The sequence below is a fragment of the Trinickia sp. genome, from assembly GCF_051953405.1.
In the GTDB taxonomy this organism is placed as follows: Bacteria; Pseudomonadota; Gammaproteobacteria; order Burkholderiales; family Burkholderiaceae; genus Trinickia.
Genome location: NZ_JBQCIV010000156.1, coordinates 38858 through 53214 on the forward strand (window position 1 = coordinate 38858; position 14357 = coordinate 53214).

A 14357-nucleotide genomic window follows, 5' to 3' on the forward strand; every position below is an offset into this window, starting at 1 on the left:
CGAGGGCGGGCTCGGCTCGACTGTCTTCCAGTTATACGCATACAGACACATCGGATATGAAAAGAATACTTGTCAGCGCTTGTCTGGTCGGCCAGCCGGTACGCTACGACGGCACCGCGAAAACCGTCTCGGACGCGATACTGCAAGCCTGGCGCGAACAAGGCCGGCTTGTGATCGTATGCCCCGAGGTGGCGGCCGGCTTTGGCACGCCGCGTCGTCCGGCCGAAATTCAATGGCGTCGCACCGGCGACGACGTGCTGGCCGGCACGGCTGCGATCTGCGACGATGCGGGTACCGATGTCACATCGCTTTTTATCGAAGGGGCGAAGCATGCGCTCGAGCGGGCAATCGCACATGAGTGCCGATATGCGCTGCTCGCGGACGGTAGCCCGTCGTGCGGCAGCAGTTATGTCTATGACGGGACGTTCACGGGTGCGAGACATCATGGCGCCGGCGTGACCGCTACGCTGCTCGCGCAGCATGGCATTCGCGTCTATGCGCCGTCGCAGATCGACGAACTCGCCTCGCTGATCGAGCGCAACGCTTGACGCGATTGATTCCGTTCAAATGACATCGCCAGGTGCAGTATGAAATGCACTGGCCGAGCGTGACGATTGTGCATTGTCATCGGCAAAAACCTCGGTATAAAACAATGACGATATGCCACTGAAACGTTTATCGCTCGCCGCAGTCGGTATTCTCGCGACGCTTTACTGGGCCGTACCCGCTGCACTCCTGTCCTGGCAACTCGATCGACTGATCTTTACGTCCCAGAAGCACGACGCTACGCACGAGGCACAGCGTTTCGACGTTAGCATGGCCCCTGACGCCACCGTTTTGGTTCGTCGTTACGGGAATCCGGGCGCACGCTGCCTGTATTTCTTCCCGGGAGAGCATGGGGGGATGGGGACGTATGAAGAAACTCTCTTTCCCTCTCTTTTAGAATTTGGCACGGTCTACGCCATTTCATACCCCGGACAGGACGGTGCGCGCGGACAGGGCCACGTCGCGCTGCTGCCCGATCAGGTCGAGCACGCCATTCGGGTTGTCTCCCGAACCGCTCGCTGCGAAATCGACAAAAGCGTTTTCGTCGGCCGGTCGTTTGGAGCGACTGTCGCGCTGCTGGAGGCCGAACGATCGCACCCGAAGGGAGTCATTGTCGACGGTGTGGGCGCGGATCTACCCGTCGTCGTTCGCGCCTGGATCGCTCGCCACAAGGTGTTCTATGGATGGCGAATGCTGCCGGTCGAATGGCTCCTGGCGAAGCAACGTTACTCGCTTGAGCCCGTACTCACCGCGCTAGCTCCCATGCCGATCGTCATCTTCCAGGGCACAGCGGACGTCGTCACGCCGTTCTCCGCCGCACAAGCCGTGGCGCGCGGCCATTCGAACGTGAAGTTCTACCCGGTGACCGGCGGTCGCCACGATAACAGCTACGTGCTAGCGCGCGCGATGTATTTGGACGCATTGCGAAAAATCGTCGCATTCAGATGACATCCATCGACTTGCGTACACGCATTGCTCCGTAGACACCGCTCGAAGACCTTCCCCCAACCAGGAACACGCATGCTGGCAATCAAAGCCGAAACCCGCTCCCATCCCGTACTGCCCGTCATCCTCGCCTTGGCTGCGCTCGGACTGTGGCTACCGTTGCTGCTGCTCGCGGCACTCCTGTTTAGCGGTTCGCGGGACTATGGCACGGCTATGGCCTTCGGTCTCATTGCGGTTTTTTCGCTGAAGGTAGGTGCGATCGCCATCGTCCTACTTGTTCTATATGCCGCCCTAGCCAAGCCGTGGCGCCGCCCCGGACGAGCGGCCACTTTCTTCTGGCTGCAGATACCGGCCGCGATCCTCGTTTGTATCGGCATGGCGGCGATGGGCCCGGGCTATCTCGACGATGTAAAACGCGAAGCGCGGCAGACGCGCAACGACGAGCGCTTTAGACAGTTGATTGACGCACTGACGATGGATGATGTCGGGCGCTTTTCCCAACTGCTCCTATCCTGCGGTAGGGACTGCAATGGTCCATGGTTAGAAGATGCCGTGGCTTACAACGCACCTCGGTGCGTCGGCTTTCTGCTCAAAGATACGACTGCCTCAGGCTATAAAGAACGGCAGTACAGTGAGCCGCAAGACCGAAGCGGATGCGTCAATAGCGCGCTTTATAACATCCCGCTTTCGCTCGCCGGCTTCGTCGGGTTGCACGACAATCCCGCTATCACGAACCGGTTTGTACCGCTTTGGGATCGCGCCGATCTCCAGCAGGCACTCCATGGTGCAGCCGCTGGCGACCACGTCGATCTCATGAAGGACTTGGTTGCACGCGGCGCCGATCCGCACGAGCAGACGCGAGGCCATTCGAACCGAGGACTGATCGCCGCCGCACTGCGCGGTGGAGCGGTCGATGCGCTACGCTGGCTCGCCGCGAACCATGTGCGCATTCGTACGGATTCGGATCGAATGGAGGCATGGCACAGCCTGAGTATGTGGATAAGCAATACCAGCCTGCAAGTTTCCGCCCAACGGCTAGACGCGCTGTTGGACGCCATGAAAGCTTTGGGCGTTGACCCGGCGCCGCCGGCATCAGCAACGATTCAACCGCTCAAAGCATCCGTCGTTTCCATGGGACCCGATAACGGCATTCTCGCTGCAGCGTTGATTCGACACGGTGCGCATCCTGAATATCTCCCGCAAGATATCCGCGACGCCCTTAAGAATACGATTTCACGGCCAGCCTCGATTTATGCAGTCGATGACGGCACACTGAAGCGGATTTGCGAACGGCGAAGCAAGGGTGAAGCCACGCGCGACTGGACTTGGCCAGACTGGACTATCGGCGACCTTCCATAAAACATCGCTACAGGTAGCGCGATACGCGCAGGTCGACGGCTATCGCTTTTAAATCGCCGTCGCCTCGATCCAGCCCAAAATCTCATAGCGCCTCGTGGGCGGGTCACCCGGGTAATCGTCTTCACTCCCGCTCAGCACGTAAATGATATTATCTCGGCCGGCTGGAAAGAAGAAACTGACAAGCCATTCAACGAGAGAGACCATGATTGCAAAAATAGCTGCCGCAATTTCGGCCGGCGTATTGCTGACCGCATCCCCGCTTGTGCTGGCCCAAAATAACGATGACGTGAGCTGGCTCGTCAACCTTGTGAAAGCCAACGTCGGACATACGTTCTGTCCGTCCGCGAGCACAACGCTTCAAGATGTGGCAACTGCTTTGCACACTTATAGCCTCGCGCATCCCGAACTGCACGACGAATTCACCGATCCGGTAGCGAAGCAAGCTTTAGCTGAAATCTACCCTTGCCGTGGCTCGCATGCCGAACAGCAGGCGCCCGCCGCAACCGCTGCCGGGGGACAACGGCAGATCGAGGTGCCGATGCAAGGCGTCTATGCGACGATCGACACCAAACCGATCATGGAGGTCATGCACAAGCTGCAGACCACCGTCGGAAACGAGAACGACGACCTGATCTCGGATGTGGAGAAGCACTCGGGGAACTATGCCCCGCCGGTTTTCTTCGCACTAGCGAATTTATTGTTTCAGCAGGGTAAGGTGGACGACGCCCTATTCTGGCTCAACGCCGGTCGCCTCCGCGCGGATTTCGACGCCAAGCGGTGTGCCGATGCGAGCGCACGATCCGCCGTTTCTGCGTTAGTCATGCAGATGCCCCTTCCGCTTCGCCGCGCCGAATTTAACGATGTGGCCAAGCTCAGGCAAATTATTCGGAAAGTCGTCCAATGGGACGAAAGCACGCCGTACAACTATGAATTTCGCTGGATCAATCTGAGTGGGATGGATGCGATGCAAAGCGGGCTTGGCAGTGCAAACGCTAAGCAAAAGCCGCTGAGCTTGCCCGCAGACCAATGGCCCGATTTGGCCCGAAAAAACCGGGCCGACTACCTGGCCAGCTTAAATGAAGCGATCAAGACGTACGAGAGTCACAAACCAGCAGCGCGGGGTTAAAGCCAATTCCATCGGCCTCTCAATGAGCCGAAGCGACTGAGCGGGAGTTGCCGGATCGTTAGCGACGTACCGGCAACTGCAACAAGCCTTCGCAACCAGGAGGGGCGCGACGCCCGTTCGCTCAGCGTCGCCTCAATCCTGTTCCGGGCGGTCGACGGACACACCCAACTCGGCCGCCATTCGCTCGACAAGCGCCCTGAGCTGCGCCACTTCACCCGCCAAGCGCTCCTGTTCGGCCTTCAATGCCTCGAACTCACTGGCCGGAATCGATTCGTCGCCCCCTTCGCGCGTAATCGCGAATTGATCCGCATTCACCTCGCCGCACAACAGATGCATCCATCGATTTTCCCGTGAGCCCGGCGCGCGCGCCAATTTCACGGCGAGCGGCGGCGTACGCGCGGCGAGTTCGTCGAGGAACGCCTCGACGGACGAGTTGTCCGCGAATCCATGCAAGCGGGCGGCATTCATCCGCAATTCGGAAGCGGTCTGCGGGCCTCGGAGTAACAGGACGGTCAGTAGCGCGGCGGCTTGGCTCGGGATACCCAACACACGCCCCATATTGTGCTCGTAGCGCGTGACGCGGCTACTGCTCGCTTCCATGACGAGGCTCAACCGCTTGAGACCATCGACGGCCGTCTGAACGTCGGCCTCCGTTACGCTCATGACCGGCGAGCGAGCGGTTTTCTGATTGCAGCCGGCGGTCAAGGCGTTCAGCGAAAGCGGGTACGTATCCGGCACCGTATGCTGCTTTTCGACCAAGACGCCGAGCACGCGGGCTTCAAGGGGAGAGAGATCGCGCAAAGATTGAGTCATGTGGGCCGGGCGAGCGATGAAGACGGGTGGATATGATAGCGCCACCCACACAGCAACGCCCCGCCCGCCAGCAGCACCACGGCCATGCCGATGGAAAGATGCATCCCCATCATGAATGCACGCCGGCCGGTATCGCGCACGAGATACCCGAAGACGGCGACGCCCAGTAGGCCGCCGACCTGGCGCGCCGCATTGAGTACCCCCGACGCAATCCCCACACGCGTCGCATCCACCGACGACAACGTCACATTGACGAGCGTCGGCACGATCAGCGCAATGCCGCTGGCCGCCAACAACATCGGGACGACGAGCCATGCATACGCACCCTCCGCACGGACGGGCAGCAGCAACAGATACCCCAAAGCCGCCACCAACAGGCCGAACACCATCAACCGCCCCGCGCCCATCTTCGTGATGAGGCGCCCTGCAAGCACATTGACGGCGGCGAGCACGACGGTCATCGGCAAGAACGCGAACCCCGTTTCCTGCGGCGAAAAATGCTGCTGAATCTGGAAGTACAGACTGAACACGAAGATTAATCCGTAATACGCAAAGTTCACGATCACGCCGCAAATCGAAGCGACCGTAAAGCCCGACGCACGGAACAGTCCCAGCGGCAACATCGGCGAGCGACTACGCGCCTCGATCCGAATGAACGCTGCGATAAAGGCCGCAGTCAGCGCCCCCCCACCGAGGATCCAACCATTGCCCCAACCTAAGCGCCCGACTTCGGCGAGCGTCGCTGTGAGCGCAGCGAGCGAAAACATCGCCGCGACTTGCCCGGGCCAATCGAGCCCGCGATCATGGCCCGCGCCATCGGCCTGCACGTAGCGCAAGGTCAACCCGAAGCACAACAACCCAATGGGCACGTTGATCAAAAAGATGCTGCGCCAGCCGAGATACGTCACCAGCGCTCCACCCAAAACGGGCCCTGCCGCCAGCGAGATGCCGCCGATCGCCCCCCACCAGCCCACGGCGCGGCTGCGACGCTCGCGATCCGGAAAGGCTCGTTGCAACATCGCCAACGAATTCGGCACCAGCAGCGCGGCCCCGATGCCTTGCAGTAAGCGAGCCGCGACCAGCACGCCGAACTGCACCGCACAGCCGCATCCCACGGACGCAACGGTGAACAAGACCAAACCACAGAGAAACACCCGACGCGGCCCGAACCGATCGCCTAGTGCGCCGCTCGTCAGCAATAGCGCCGCGAACACGAGCGTGTATGCGTTCATCACCCATTGCAGACCCGCTACATCGATCCCGAATTGCCGAAGCAGCGCATCGAGCGCCACATTCACGACGCTGACGTCGAGCAAAACGACGACGAAACCCAACGCCGCGGCCACCAACGTGCCTTGCGGCGAAACAGAACGCCCCTTCATATCGGATTTCCTTGGAGAACCTGAATAACCGACATTGTCGAGGGACGCGAACCGTGCGTAAATTCGGTAATATCGCACATCATCTATGAGAAAACGCACAGATGGCCGATTGGGAAAATCTCCGACACTTCTTAGCGTTGGCGCGTGCGGGTACGTTATCGGGCGCGGCGCGAGCGCTGCGCGTGGATCACGCCACCGTCAGCAGGCGAATCGCGGCGCTGGAAGCCGAATTGAAAATGCCGTTGGTCGAGCGGCTCCCGCGCTCTTGCCGTTTGACGGCCGCGGGCAGCAGCGTGTTCGAACAAGTCAAGGCGATGGAAGGGGCCGCGTTTGCGATCGAGCGCCAGAGCCAAGCGCAACAGACGAAACTGCATGGCCGCGTCGCGCTCAGTGCCTCGCCCGTACTAACGGCGCATTTTCTTGCGTCACGGATGGCCGATTTTCAGGCGAAGTATCCGAACATTCAGCTATCGGTAACGGCCGAAGCTCGCCAAATTTCATTGAATCGCGGCGAAGCCGATCTCGCCTTGCGCCATGCGCGACCCACCGAGGCCAGTAATATCGCCCGCCGTATCGGTCGGATGTCGTTCGCTTTGTATGCCAGCCGCGACTACCCAGCGCTGACCACACCGGCGCACTGGCGCTTCATCGCGTATGACGAGCAGTTCGCCGACATGCCCCAGCAGCGTTGGTTGCTCGAGATTGCCGGGGAGCGTCCGATCGGTTGCGAACTCAGCGATATCAGCAGCCATCTCGTCGCGGCGCGCTGCGCGGCCGGCGTGGCGGGGCTGCCTTGCTTCTTGGGCGACGCGCATGACGACCTAATCAAGCTCGAGTATGAAGGCAAGGCGTTCTCGCGCGATATCTGCCTTGTTACGCACCGCGACATGAAACGCTCGAGCCCGGTGCGCGCCGTGATGGATTTTTTGGCCGAGGCGTTCGAGAATGAGGCAAAGCTCAGCATCACGCAATCCTAGGGAAACGTATTTCAGCGCTCGCAGTCGGATTGATGCACCATCCGCGGATGGTCGCCGCCCGTAGTCACCTCGCATAGTCCACGCCCGTTTCAAAGGTATCCCCACCATGCTGATCAATTGCGTCGCCTACCAGGACGGCAAAAAACTTGCCGACATCGCGATCGAAGCGATAAGCGACTATCTCGCCAAGCCCGACTGCTTAGTGTGGGTGGCATTGAAAGACCCAGAACCCGGCGAACTCGAAGTCATGAAAGAAGAGTTCGGCCTGCACGAGCTTGCCGTCGAAGACGTCTATCATGGCCATCAGCACCCGAAGATCGAGGAATACGGCGATTCGCTGTTCGCGGTGCTGCACACGATCGAGATGGACGAGCAAGATCAGTTGCAGATCGGCGAAGTCGATGTGTTTGTGGGCAGCAATTATGTCTTATCGGTCCGCAACCGTACGCGCCATGGCTTCCAGGAAGTTCGCTCGCGCTGCGAGCGGCAGCCGAATCTGCTCAAGGCAGGTTCCGGTTTTGTGCTGTACGCGCTTATCGACAGCATCGTCGATCGCTACTTTCCGATCCTCCAAGCGCTTTCCGCCAAGCTCGAGGAGATCGAGGACCAGATCTTCGAAAAGCATAGCCTCGCTGCGTCGCGCACGATCATCGAGGATCTCTATTCGTTAAAGCGCAGGCTAGTGGCGCTCCACCACCACATCGCGCCTTTGCTCGAGAGCGTCGGCAAGTTGACAGGGGGGCGCATTCCGCAGATTTGCGAGAGTATGGACGCCTACTTCCGCGATGTGTACGATCATTTGGAGCGCATTGTCAGGACGATCGAGGGCCGCCGGGAAATGACCGTCACAGCGATCCAGGTGAATTTGGGCATGATTTCGCTTGCCGAAAACGAAGTGACCAAACGCCTAGGCGCATTTGCGGCGCTGTTCGCCGTGCCGACGATGATCGCCGGTATCTACGGAATGAATTTCCAGAGCATCCCCGAATTACACTACGCGTACGGGTATCCGATCTGCCTTGCAGCAATGCTAGGCATCGATGTGATCCTGTGGTGGCGCTTCAAGGCGGCCGGCTGGCTATGAGCGAAACGTTGGACCGAGGCGGCGTCGTTCGATATCCGGGATTGCCTTCGATACCCTTACCGATCGCCGCAGCGAAGCACGGCGACATTCGACCCATCGAGTTCAAGAAATGAATCGCGGAACAACCCCCATTCGACGCTCGACCACGCCTACGTTCTGGCGCGAAGCAGCACTTCCGTATCTCGAGGCCCGCCGCGTCGAGGACGGACGCAAAGTCTGCTATGCAAAGCACGCGCACGATACCTTTTCGATCGGCGCGATCAACGGGGGCCGTAGCACGTACCTAAACGGCACGAATCGGCAGCACATCGGCACGGGCGCGCTGGTGGTAATCAATCCGGAAGATGTCCACGCGTGCAACCCGATCGATGACGAACCTTGGTCGTACCTGATGCTGTATGTGGACGCTGCCTGGTTGGCGGAGCTCCAGCGGGAATGCGGAGTGAACCAACGCCACGGTTTCAGCCGCTTTTCCGCCACGATGACGACCCGCGCCGATCTCCACGCGGGCTTGAATCGCCTCTACGGCATCCTCGCCGACGAACACGCCGACATTCTGCAAAAAGAAAGCGCGGCCCGCATTTTCTTCGGCGACGTTCAGCTCGCGCTCGGCGGGACGTCGCCGCTACCGGTTCATGCGTCTCATCCGAAGCTCGCACGCGCCGTAGAATTCATCCGCGAGAACTTCTCGCGCTCGCTCAAGCTCGATGAAATTTGCGCCGCCGCCGATCTGTCATCGTCCTATCTCATCCGTTCGTTCAAGCAGCGCTACGGCATGACGCCGCACGCGTACCTCATCAATTGCCGAATCGAGTACAGTCGTTCCGAACTGAAGCGGGGGCGGGCGATCGCCGATGTTGCCGCCGAGGCAGGCTTCGCCGATCAGGCTCATCTGCAACGTGCATTCCGCCAAATCACGGCAACGACGCCGAGTCGGTATCGAGGCTGATGCCGCACGCGGTCGTTCGATCGATCAAGCGCGGACCAAGTAGATTGCACTGCCGACGAGCAAAAACGCCATCAAGCGGTTGCATACCCGAACCTGCTCTGGAACACGCAGATGCTGGTGCAGCCGAGCCCCCGCATACGCCCAGCAGGCGATCGATCCATAGCAAATCACGAAGTAAATCGCGCAGAAGCGCAGAACCAGCATCGTGTCGCCATTGGCCGCGAATGCACCCATCCCGGCGAGGGACGCTAGCCATGCTTTCGGGTTGAGCCACTGCATGGCGGCGCCCGATGCCCATGAAGGCCCTTTGGTCGCTCCGTCCGATTCGAGCCGTCCGTCATCGACCGCGAGCTTATAGGCCATGTAGATCAGAAACGCGACTCCGGCCCATTGGATCGCCTTCGTCAAGTTCGGCCAATGATTGAGAAACTCATGCAAACCCAGGCCAATCAGCAAGAGCAGCAACGTAAAGCCGACGGTCGCGCCGGTCACGTGGCGCATGCCCGCTCGGAACCCGTATTGCGCGCTGGCACCCAATGCAACGATGTTGACGGGACCAGGGGTGATCGATGAAGCCAGCGCAAAAGCGCCCATGGAAAGTGCATTGCTCATTGGTTCCCTTCGGTGGTTCGGTTGCCGAGAATTCATCGAACTCGAAGGTATGCGACTGAGGGCGATCGGTATTGAATAAAATTGCCCTCTACCCAACGAACGCAAGCACACAACCCGCCCTTCGGATCGGCGCGCACCGTGTATAGTCACGCCCTTACCGTGATCCATTTGGAACCCATTCGCGACCCGCTTCAACCTCGGCTCACCCTCCCATGTTGAAAGGCAAGCCCATGCAACGTTATCTGTCATCGAGCGAATACATCGATTTCGAGGCCCCCGAAGTCCAGGCGCTGGCCCGGCATCTCGCTACTGAGGCGGCATCGGAAACCGAACTCGTCCGGTTGGCCTTCGAGTTCGTGAGAGACGAGATCCGCCATAGCGTCGACTTCAAACTCAATCCGGTGACGTGCAAAGCATCGGACGTCTTGCGGCACAAGACAGGGTACTGCTACGCCAAGAGCCATCTACTGGCCGCGTTGTTGAGAGCCAACGGCATCCCGACAGGGCTTTGTTATCAGCGCCTGTCTATCGCAGGAGGAGACGCGCCGTACTGCCTGCACGGGTTGAATGCCGTGTACCTGAAGGAGTGGGGCTGGTACCGCGTCGATGCACGCGGCAACAAGCCCGGCGTGAACGCGCAGTTTCAACCGCCGCGAGAGGCACTCGCTTTTCCCATCGTCGCCCCCGCCGAACGCGACCTGCCCGAGATCTGGGCAGAGCCCCTGCCGGTGGTCGTAGACGCCCTGTCGCGCTACGACACCTACGAGCAAGTGCTCGCCAACCTTCCCGATATCGAGCTGATCGCGTGAAACGCTAGCGGGCTATGCCCGCTCCCCCGTTCGTCCACCTTCTCGGATAGCTCAAATTGCACGGCCAATTTGTCACGTCGCTTTCCTTGTTCGCTCTGGGTATATTGACCGGCTTTGTCGGAACCAACACGGGAGGAAGCGCATTCCTGACGGTTCCGATCATGATTTGGCTAGGCATTGCGCCGCAATCGGCCATTGCATCGGCACGCATTGCATCGGTCGGTACCATGGTCGCCGGTCTGCGCCAGTTTCACCGGCAGGGGAAGGTCGACTACAAGCTCGCGGCGCCGGCGGCCATCTTAGGTTTGCTCGGGTCTCTCGGCGGCGCCGCCATGTTGCTGAGGGTCGACGCGTCGATCCTGCACAAAGCCATCGGCGCACTCACGCTGATGATGGTCATCCTGTCCGTCGTCAAACGCCCCTTGCCATCGGGCGCGTCGATCTCGAAGTGGCGTGCGGCATTCGGTTATGGACTATTCACGATCATCGGCATGGTCGGCGGTTTTTTCGGCGGCCAGGCAAAGCTCGCAACCTACGTCTTCATCTTGGTCTTCAACAAGAGCGTCAGTGAATCGGTCGGCACCCGGAAGATCAGTGGGCTTGTGATTTCGCTCGGGTCGTTGGCTGTCTATGGGTTCAGCGACATCATCGACTGGCGGTCGGCACTATCGTTGGTCGCCGGTACGATCATCGGATCGTCCGCGGGCGCGCGGTATGCGCTGAAAAAGGGCGACGAGTGGATGGAAAAATTGCTCAATGTCATCGTGATCGCGTTGGCGTTGCGGCTGCTCCTGCTGCCCGCATAGCATCGAAACGCGCTCGACATCCTCGGGCGCCCCTGCGGGCGCGCAGAACGCACCGGCCCGATCCCCAAGCCAGTCCGGGGGCCGATAACGTCGAACCGAACGCTTCGTATCGGCGGACGCGCATGCAGAGTTATCGGGGCACGTTCGGCGGGTCGAGTCAGATCAAGCCACCTCGCCTCACTTCGCGAACAGCATGTCGAGGTTACCGAACGATTTGAATTCGAGCGCGTTGCCGCTCGGGTCCAGAAAGAACATCGTGGCTTGTTCGCCCGGCTCGCCCTTGAAGCGAATATACGGTTCGATTACGAACTTCACACCGGCGGCCTTCAGTTTATCGGCGAGCGCCGTCCATTGCGCCATCGTCAGAATCGCGCCGAAATGGCGAACCGGCACGCCGTGCCCGTCGACGGCGTTGGTCGTGCTGACGCCGGTTTCATTCGGGGCAAGATGCGCCACGATTTGATGGCCATAGAGATTGAAGTCGACCCACTCGGCCGAGCTGCGACCTTCTGGACAACCGAGCAGGTGCCCATAGAACGCCCGCGCCGCATCGAGGCTGTGGACCGGAAAGGCAATATGAAACGGCAGGAGCGGAGTATTCATGACGAAGAGCTTTCAGGCGTTGTGGGAATGGGTGCGCTTCGCTGCTTCACTGCGCGCCGCAGCAGACATGGTATCCGCGATGAAACTGGATGAGAATCGATAAGTTTTCGTGCGGCCTTTCGTCATCTCAAGCAGCGGTGAGAACAATGCCGACGGCCTCGCAACGCCCTAATCTCGCACTCGAACCGCTGACGCAGCAGATCGAACGGCGCGAGCGCATAAGTTGGCCGCCCCACCCTGCGTCGCAAATGATCACCGCTTCATCGGCGGCACCGGTATGATTTGAGCTATTTATTTTTGACCGCGCTCGGGAGAATGGCGTCGTGCATGTAGGTGAGCGTTTCAACAGCATTACCCATCTCGTGGGGGCGGTGTTGTCGGTGGCAGGGCTTTCCGTACTGGTGACGATGGGCGCCCTCCAGGGCGATGCTTACAAAGTCGTTAGCTTCAGCGTATATGGTGCGATGCTATGCGTGCTGTACGCCATTTCGACGCTGTACCACAGCGCACGCACGCCGCTGCTGAAAGCCATCCTTCAGAAATGCGATCACTCGGCGATCTATCTGTTGATCGCGGGCAGCTACACGCCTTTTACGCTCGTCACGCTGCGCGGGCCGTGGGGGTGGTCGCTGTTCGGCGTGAGCTGGGGGCTCGCCGCGCTCGGGATTGCGCAGGAACTCACGCTGGGGCGACGAACGCGCGTCGTATCGATGATCTTGTACGTGCTGATGGGCTGGCTCGCGCTCGTCGCGATTCGGCCGCTGATTCATGCGCTGCCTGCGGCCGGAACGGCCTGGCTTCTAGCAGGCGGCATCATTTATAGCATCGGTATTTACTTTTTCATCAACGATGAGCGTATCCGCCACGGCCACGGCATCTGGCATTTGTTCGTGCTGGCGGGCAGCTTGTGCCAGTTCGTGAGCGTCGCACGATACGTGGCCTGATTCGCGAGCGCGACTCAACCCACCTCGGCTTCTTCGGGCCGCAGCGTGAGCACCCGTACGCCGTTTCGGGTCACCGCGACGGTGTGCTCGAATTGCGCCGACAACTTCCCATCGCACGTCACGACCGACCAGCCATCGTTTTCGGTCCGAACCGCGGCGCGTCCTTCGTTGAGCATCGGTTCGATGGTGAACACCATGCCTTCGCGCAGCGGCAAGCCCGTTCTCGGCATCCCCCAGTGCAGCACTTCGGGCGGCTCGTGCATTTCGCGACCGATGCCGTGTCCGCAGTATTCCCTGACCACCGAATAGCCGTTACGCCGAGCATGCCGCTCGATGGCATGCCCCACGTCGCCTAATCGCGCGCCTGGACGAACCGCCTGTATGCCCTTCCACATGGCCTCGTAGGTCGTTTGCACGAGCCGTTTGGCCCGCTCCGATACCTGGCCGACGAGATAGGTTTTGCTGGAATCGGCGATATAGCCGTTCTTCTCTAGCGTGATATCGAAGTTCACGATATCCCCGCTTTGCAAACGCTCCGAGGGGGACGGGACGCCGTGGCAAACCACGTGGTTACGAGACGAATTCAATGCGTACGCGTAGCCATACTGCCCTTTGCTTGCTGGCCGAGCATGAAGCTCGTCGACGATGAATCGATCGACGAGATCGTTGACGTCCATAGTCGTCATGCCGATCAAATCGAGCCGATTCAAGTAATGGAACACGTTAGCCAATAACTTGCCCGATTCCGCCAACAACGCGATTTCCTCCGGTCGCTTCGTCATACGCCTGAGCCCTCAATGGCTTGAGCCACCACGCCCGCGGACCGCAACGCTCGGGAGACGATCTCGTTGAAACTTTGCGTCGGATTCATTTCGCACAACATGCCGATCTTGATCCAAAAGGCGGCTTGCGCGTTGATCGATCGGCAGGACACTGCGCTCGCTTTGCGGAGCTGATCGTGCAATTCATCGTCGATGTTGACGATACCCATGATGGCCTCGATATATGGAACGTATACGAATCATATATTCCCGTTCGGCGAGTGCGCAAGCTGGCCTTGCCGATTTGTTCCGCTCGAGCATCGCTTCGACGTCAATCGGACGTAGCCGTCACCGGGAGAGCGCGCTGGGAATCGTAGGGAGGGACGCTCGTCGCCTCCACCCGATTGTGAACAAATTTGCAACGATGATTTATCAACTTAGGTATTAACCCTAAGGCCTCCGATCACTAGACTGCAGTCATCGGTTCAGCAACGAACACCGATGCAACCAGCAGATAGATAAACAACTTTGGAGGTCATCATCATGAAATCGCTCATTCAAGCCGTCGTTATCGCCGCCGCCATCGCCGCTCCCGTGGCCGCTTTCGCCCAATCGAACGCGCCCGTGACGCGCGCTCAAGT

General features: G+C 59.8%; 17 protein-coding genes. 11 read left to right on the plus strand and 6 right to left on the minus strand.

From position 1 onward, the window contains the following. Nucleotides 1-56 precede the first annotated feature (56 nt). From ACTHN9_RS28260 to ACTHN9_RS28275, 4 genes are all read left to right on the plus strand, one after another. Nucleotides 57-548: a DUF523 domain-containing protein gene (locus tag ACTHN9_RS28260; RefSeq protein WP_440540137.1), complete on the plus strand. Its 492-nt coding sequence runs from the start codon at nt 57-59 to the stop codon at nt 546-548. A 112-nt stretch (nt 549-660) separates the two neighbouring features. Continuing rightward, nucleotides 661-1494 (plus strand): alpha/beta hydrolase, encoded by an 834-nt coding sequence (locus tag ACTHN9_RS28265; protein ID WP_440540138.1) that lies wholly within the window; start codon nt 661-663, stop codon nt 1492-1494. A 72-nt stretch (nt 1495-1566) separates the two neighbouring features. Beyond that, nucleotides 1567-2850: an ankyrin repeat domain-containing protein gene (locus ACTHN9_RS28270; protein WP_440540139.1), complete on the plus strand. Its 1284-nt coding sequence runs from the start codon at nt 1567-1569 to the stop codon at nt 2848-2850. Nucleotides 2851-3052: 202 nt separating this feature from the next. Further along, nucleotides 3053-3976 carry a hypothetical protein gene (locus ACTHN9_RS28275; protein WP_440540140.1) on the plus strand — a complete coding sequence of 308 codons (924 nt, stop codon included), beginning with the start codon at nt 3053-3055 and terminating at the stop codon, nt 3974-3976. A 132-nt stretch (nt 3977-4108) separates the two neighbouring features. Here the strand turns inward: ACTHN9_RS28275 and ACTHN9_RS28280 are convergent, their stop codons facing one another. Together ACTHN9_RS28280 and ACTHN9_RS28285 are read right to left on the minus strand one after the other, a co-directional pair. Continuing rightward, nucleotides 4109-4789, minus strand: coding sequence for a YceH family protein (locus tag ACTHN9_RS28280; protein ID WP_440540141.1), 681 nt, complete (start codon nt 4787-4789; stop codon nt 4109-4111). Beyond that, nucleotides 4786-6171: an MFS transporter gene (locus tag ACTHN9_RS28285; RefSeq protein ID WP_440540142.1), complete on the minus strand. Its 1386-nt coding sequence runs from the start codon at nt 6169-6171 to the stop codon at nt 4786-4788. The genes ACTHN9_RS28280 and ACTHN9_RS28285 overlap by 4 nt, the downstream gene beginning before the upstream one ends. A 101-nt stretch (nt 6172-6272) precedes the next feature. On the opposite strand from ACTHN9_RS28285, the gene ACTHN9_RS28290 reads away from it, so the two are divergent. The 3 genes from ACTHN9_RS28290 to ACTHN9_RS28300 all read left to right on the plus strand — a co-directional run bounded on the left by ACTHN9_RS28290 (nt 6273) and on the right by ACTHN9_RS28300 (nt 9181). Further along, nucleotides 6273-7148, plus strand: coding sequence for a LysR family transcriptional regulator (locus ACTHN9_RS28290; protein WP_440540143.1), 876 nt, complete (start codon nt 6273-6275; stop codon nt 7146-7148). Between the two features lie 106 nt (nt 7149-7254). Continuing rightward, on the plus strand, nt 7255-8232 hold the full coding sequence (gene corA / locus ACTHN9_RS28295) for a magnesium/cobalt transporter CorA (RefSeq protein WP_440540144.1): 978 nt from the start codon (nt 7255-7257) through the stop codon (nt 8230-8232). A gap of 109 nt (nt 8233-8341) precedes the next feature. Further along, the gene (locus ACTHN9_RS28300) at nt 8342-9181 is read left to right on the plus strand and encodes an AraC family transcriptional regulator (RefSeq protein WP_440540145.1); all 840 of its coding nucleotides are present in this window, start codon (nt 8342-8344) and stop codon (nt 9179-9181) included. Between the two features lie 24 nt (nt 9182-9205). Here the strand turns inward: ACTHN9_RS28300 and ACTHN9_RS28305 are convergent, their stop codons facing one another. Further along, nucleotides 9206-9793, minus strand: a complete 588-nt coding sequence (locus ACTHN9_RS28305) for a LysE family translocator (protein WP_440540146.1) — start codon at nt 9791-9793, stop codon at nt 9206-9208. A gap of 230 nt (nt 9794-10023) precedes the next feature. Between ACTHN9_RS28305 and ACTHN9_RS28310 the strand changes: the two genes are divergently transcribed. Further along, nucleotides 10024-10602, plus strand: coding sequence for a transglutaminase-like domain-containing protein (locus ACTHN9_RS28310; protein WP_440540147.1), 579 nt, complete (start codon nt 10024-10026; stop codon nt 10600-10602). An 86-nt stretch (nt 10603-10688) separates the two neighbouring features. Further along, on the plus strand, nt 10689-11408 hold the full coding sequence (locus tag ACTHN9_RS28315) for a sulfite exporter TauE/SafE family protein (protein ID WP_440540154.1): 720 nt from the start codon (nt 10689-10691) through the stop codon (nt 11406-11408). A gap of 177 nt (nt 11409-11585) precedes the next feature. Here the strand turns inward: ACTHN9_RS28315 and ACTHN9_RS28320 are convergent, their stop codons facing one another. Continuing rightward, entirely contained in the window at nt 11586-12011 is a 426-nt protein-coding gene (locus ACTHN9_RS28320) for a VOC family protein (protein ID WP_440540148.1), read from the minus strand. Between the two features lie 323 nt (nt 12012-12334). Between ACTHN9_RS28320 and trhA the strand changes: the two genes are divergently transcribed. Then, on the plus strand, nt 12335-12955 hold the full coding sequence (trhA, locus tag ACTHN9_RS28325; RefSeq protein ID WP_440540149.1) for a PAQR family membrane homeostasis protein TrhA: 621 nt from the start codon (nt 12335-12337) through the stop codon (nt 12953-12955). 14 nt (nt 12956-12969) lie between these two features. On the opposite strand, the gene map is transcribed toward trhA, so the two are convergent. Beyond that, on the minus strand, nt 12970-13737 hold the full coding sequence (gene map, locus ACTHN9_RS28330; protein ID WP_440540150.1) for a type I methionyl aminopeptidase: 768 nt from the start codon (nt 13735-13737) through the stop codon (nt 12970-12972). After that, complete coding sequence (locus tag ACTHN9_RS28335; RefSeq protein ID WP_440540151.1) at nt 13734-13946, minus strand: ParD-like family protein; 213 nt, start codon at nt 13944-13946, stop codon at nt 13734-13736. The genes map and ACTHN9_RS28335 overlap by 4 nt, the downstream gene beginning before the upstream one ends. A 313-nt stretch (nt 13947-14259) precedes the next feature. Here ACTHN9_RS28335 and ACTHN9_RS28340 point away from each other — a divergent pair. Continuing rightward, a partial coding sequence (locus ACTHN9_RS28340; protein ID WP_440540155.1) for a DUF4148 domain-containing protein occupies nt 14260-14357 on the plus strand: 98 nt, incomplete at its 3' end.

Bases quoted from the DNA above. Each gene is read 5' to 3' on its own strand.
- ACTHN9_RS28285 (WP_440540142.1), bottom strand. From the start codon at position 6,171: ATGAAGGGGCGTTCTGTTTCGCCGCAAGGCACGTTGGTGGCCGCGGCG.
- ACTHN9_RS28300 (WP_440540145.1), top strand. From the start codon at position 8,342: ATGAATCGCGGAACAACCCCCATTCGACGCTCGACCACGCCTACGTTC.
- map (WP_440540150.1), bottom strand. From the start codon at position 13,737: ATGACGAAGCGACCGGAGGAAATCGCGTTGTTGGCGGAATCGGGCAAG.
- ACTHN9_RS28260 (WP_440540137.1), top strand. From the start codon at position 57: ATGAAAAGAATACTTGTCAGCGCTTGTCTGGTCGGCCAGCCGGTACGC.
- ACTHN9_RS28275 (WP_440540140.1), top strand. From the start codon at position 3,053: ATGATTGCAAAAATAGCTGCCGCAATTTCGGCCGGCGTATTGCTGACC.
- ACTHN9_RS28265 (WP_440540138.1), top strand. From the start codon at position 661: ATGCCACTGAAACGTTTATCGCTCGCCGCAGTCGGTATTCTCGCGACG.
- ACTHN9_RS28270 (WP_440540139.1), top strand. From the start codon at position 1,567: ATGCTGGCAATCAAAGCCGAAACCCGCTCCCATCCCGTACTGCCCGTC.
- ACTHN9_RS28280 (WP_440540141.1), bottom strand. From the start codon at position 4,789: ATGACTCAATCTTTGCGCGATCTCTCTCCCCTTGAAGCCCGCGTGCTC.
- ACTHN9_RS28290 (WP_440540143.1), top strand. From the start codon at position 6,273: ATGGCCGATTGGGAAAATCTCCGACACTTCTTAGCGTTGGCGCGTGCG.
- ACTHN9_RS28310 (WP_440540147.1), top strand. From the start codon at position 10,024: ATGCAACGTTATCTGTCATCGAGCGAATACATCGATTTCGAGGCCCCC.
- ACTHN9_RS28305 (WP_440540146.1), bottom strand. From the start codon at position 9,793: ATGAGCAATGCACTTTCCATGGGCGCTTTTGCGCTGGCTTCATCGATC.
- ACTHN9_RS28320 (WP_440540148.1), bottom strand. From the start codon at position 12,011: ATGAATACTCCGCTCCTGCCGTTTCATATTGCCTTTCCGGTCCACAGC.
- ACTHN9_RS28335 (WP_440540151.1), bottom strand. From the start codon at position 13,946: ATGGGTATCGTCAACATCGACGATGAATTGCACGATCAGCTCCGCAAA.
- corA (WP_440540144.1), top strand. From the start codon at position 7,255: ATGCTGATCAATTGCGTCGCCTACCAGGACGGCAAAAAACTTGCCGAC.